Annotated in this window: 5 protein-coding genes; 3 read left to right on the forward strand and 2 right to left on the reverse strand. The window is 44.5% G+C overall.

All coding sequences use genetic code 11. The features are described 5' to 3' along the window. The first annotated feature begins 326 nt into the window (after nt 1–326). The 3 genes from BCT81_RS16690 (at nt 327) to BCT81_RS16700 (ending at nt 2,030) form a co-directional block, all read left to right on the forward strand. On the forward strand, nt 327–947 hold the full coding sequence (locus BCT81_RS16690; protein ID WP_061034239.1) for a lysoplasmalogenase: 621 nt from the start codon (nt 327–329) through the stop codon (nt 945–947). Nucleotides 948–1,037: 90 nt separating this feature from the next. Then, nucleotides 1,038–1,274, forward strand: a complete 237-nt coding sequence (locus BCT81_RS16695; RefSeq protein WP_102425171.1) for a YecH family metal-binding protein — start codon at nt 1,038–1,040, stop codon at nt 1,272–1,274. Nucleotides 1,275–1,445: 171 nt separating this feature from the next. Next, nucleotides 1,446–2,030: a YhgN family NAAT transporter gene (locus BCT81_RS16700; RefSeq protein ID WP_061034238.1), complete on the forward strand. Its 585-nt coding sequence runs from the start codon at nt 1,446–1,448 to the stop codon at nt 2,028–2,030. Nucleotides 2,031–2,109: 79 nt separating this feature from the next. On the opposite strand, the gene BCT81_RS16705 is transcribed toward BCT81_RS16700, so the two are convergent. Next, entirely contained in the window at nt 2,110–2,376 is a 267-nt protein-coding gene (locus BCT81_RS16705; RefSeq protein ID WP_004740523.1) for a DUF1145 domain-containing protein, read from the reverse strand. Between the two features lie 10 nt (nt 2,377–2,386). Beyond that, a partial coding sequence (gene rsmD / locus BCT81_RS16710; RefSeq protein WP_102425172.1) for a 16S rRNA (guanine(966)-N(2))-methyltransferase RsmD occupies nt 2,387–2,926 on the reverse strand: 540 nt, incomplete at its 5' end.

Below are 2,926 nucleotides of genomic sequence, written 5' to 3' on the forward strand. Positions count from 1 at the left end.
CTGTTAATAAATGACTTGTCTGTTTCTTATTTTACTTTTTAAAGTCGATAATGGGCGTTTTTTAGGGGCGAAGAAGGAAGTCTTAAGAGAATAACTAGGTGAAAATAGGATCTGGCTTCTCTAAGCGAAGTTTAAGAGGGTTTTATAATGATTTGCTTCAGTTTTAAACGAATCACCATTCTCGAATCGTTAATTGCGATGACTTCAATCTAAAGGTGTTCTTTTTAGTGGAAGCGTAATCAAGATCCAATTTTGAGGGGCTGAGGCTTTACATCAATATTCGTGTGCCTAGACTGGCGACGATTTAAAGCAATAGGGCAAGTGGTATGTGGAGTTGGTTAGCGGTTTCCTTATCTGGTATCGGAGCAGTAGCAGGGACGAAACAAGGACATATCGGTCAGGCCTTATCGTATAAGGTATTTACCTTTGTATTATTAGCGATCATTGCTTTAACTCAGTCTGTTGTTGCTGACTATACGTATTGGGTCGTTGCTGGCCTGGCGATCTCGGCGATCGCAGATGTATTTCACACCCTCACTCAAAAACGTCCCCTATATTTTGTTTGCTTTTTGCTAGCTCAACTCTGCTATAGCAAAGCCTTTTGGTTGCAGTTGTCTGGAGAAATGGTCTGGTGGTTGTTCGCCTTACTCTTAGCTGCTTGTGTTGTGGCTTTCTTCTTGCTGCTACCACGTTTAGATAAACTTGTTTTTCCTGTTGTGATTATGGGGATTGTGCTTATTCAGTTAACTTGGGCTTCTGGTGAGGTTTGGTTGCTTGACCCTAAGTTATCGCACGCGGTTGGATTTGCAGGTTGTAGCGTATTGCTGCTCTCGGCACTGGCTTATGCACTTAACTGTTACCGCAGCCCAATCAAAAGTGCTTACTTCTGGGTAACGGGCAGCTACTTTCTCGCCCATGCGCTTATCGTCGCCTCTCTGACCATTTAGGGTAGAGCGTCTCCAAGCCTGAGCTATATCAAGGCAGCTTCACTCAAACTCGGTACTCTACGTGTAATTCATTAAACATGAGATTGAGTTATGACTACCGAAATTCACGCACACAACGTTTTAAACCTACTCAGTGAAAAGCCTCTGACTCGAGAAGAGCTGACACAAGAACTGGCTCAGATGTATGGCACTGAAGCTCGTTTCCATACTTGTAAGTTTAATGGTCTCGATCTGGATGGCTTGCTGAAGTTTTTCCTGAAGATGGAAAAGGTCGTGCTTGTCGATGACAAGCTGTGCACGAATCGCGAGCGTGTGTGTAATCACTAATCTTGAGTGATTTGAGAGTGGATGCATTTGTGGTATCCGCTCTGTCTATTCTTACCTGTTTGTTCTCGTTAACGTGTTGCAATGACATAAGTTAGTCTGCTGATGACTGCGTTCGAAAATCAATGTTGAGGCTGCTATACTCCGCGCACCTTCGCGTTTCGAGACAAACTTATGGAAATCTTATCTGCAGCAACCATGCTGTTTCTTATCATGGACCCGCTTGGCAATCTGCCAATCGTGCTCTCTATCCTTAAGCATATTGATCCGAAGCGTCGCCGTATTGTTCTGATTCGTGAGCTGATGTTCGCACTGGTTATCTTGCTCCTGTTCTTGTTTGCGGGTCAAAGCATCATGAACTTCCTACACGTACAGCCTGAAACCTTGAGCATCTCTGGCGGTATCATTCTATTTATCATCGCGATTAAGATGATTTTCCCGAGCGCAGGCAGTATTACAGGGCTTGCTGCAGGTGAAGAGCCGTTTATCGTGCCGATGGCGATCCCAATGATTGCTGGTCCGTCTGTTATTGCCGCATTGATTCTTCTTGCGACACAACATCCAGACAACATGCTTGAGCTTTCAGCCGCTGTAATGCTGGCGTGGGGCGCTACCTTCTTCATTTTGATGTTTAATGGTTTCTTCTTGCGTGTATTAGGTGAAAGAGGGCTGAAAGCGATCGAGCGCCTGATGGGTTTGTTACTTGTTATGCTGTCGACTCAAATGTTCTTAGACGGTGTGAAGGGTTACATGTCTTAGTAGCGTTATCATTATTCAATAAAAAACGCCGCTCAACTGAGCGGCGTTTTGGTATCTGTTGCTTGGTAACAGCTTTCGATTACATCATGTACTTACGACGGATATCGAGTAGGGCGAAGATTCCAAAAATCAGAATGGACCATTTTTCCCAACGCGTCATTTCGATTTTATCGCCGAAGGCACCGATAAAGATCAGCATCTGTAAGCCGTGCATAAAGAACAAGAACGCTGTCATGATGTAAAGCGCAATTGCGGCATTACCAGGGAACGGATGGAAAATGTTGACGATCAACACAAACCATACAAAGGCGATAGCGGCTTTGGCTAATGGAAGCAAGATATTCATTCAATCATTCCTATTCTTCAGTGATTCGGTTGAACAGTCGGTAGCTCGACTGGCCAGTTGTCTTATCGCGGTGCAGCTCCCAGTTTTCTGGCATCGCTTCTAGCTTGAGTTCTTTCTCTGTTTCGACGTAAATAATCGCGTCGTCCGCAAGCCAGCCATTGCTCTCAAGTAGCTGTACCGTCTCTGCTAGCAAGCCTTTACGAAATGGTGGATCAAGGAATACCACATCGTAAGGTGTTCCTGGCTTTTTGAGGAAAGAGATAGCATCAGTATTTACCACATTGATGTTGTCTGCTTTGAGCTCTTTAGCATTATCAGAAAGCTGCTTAGCGGCCTTTTGATTCATTTCGAGCAGTGTCACCATTTTTGCTTGGCGAGAAGCTGCTTCAAAACCTAAACCACCAGAACCTGCAAATACATCTAAGCAGGTCGAATTTGGGATATCTTGTGCGACCCAGTTAAAGAGTGTTTCTTTTACTCGGTCAATGGTTGGGCGTAAGCCTTCTAAATCATGAACGGGCAGCTTTCTACCTCTCCATGAACCACTAAT

Origin of the sequence: Vibrio sp. 10N.261.52.A1 (genome assembly GCF_002876325.1) — a bacterium.
Classification (GTDB): Bacteria; Pseudomonadota; Gammaproteobacteria; order Enterobacterales; family Vibrionaceae; genus Vibrio; species Vibrio chagasii.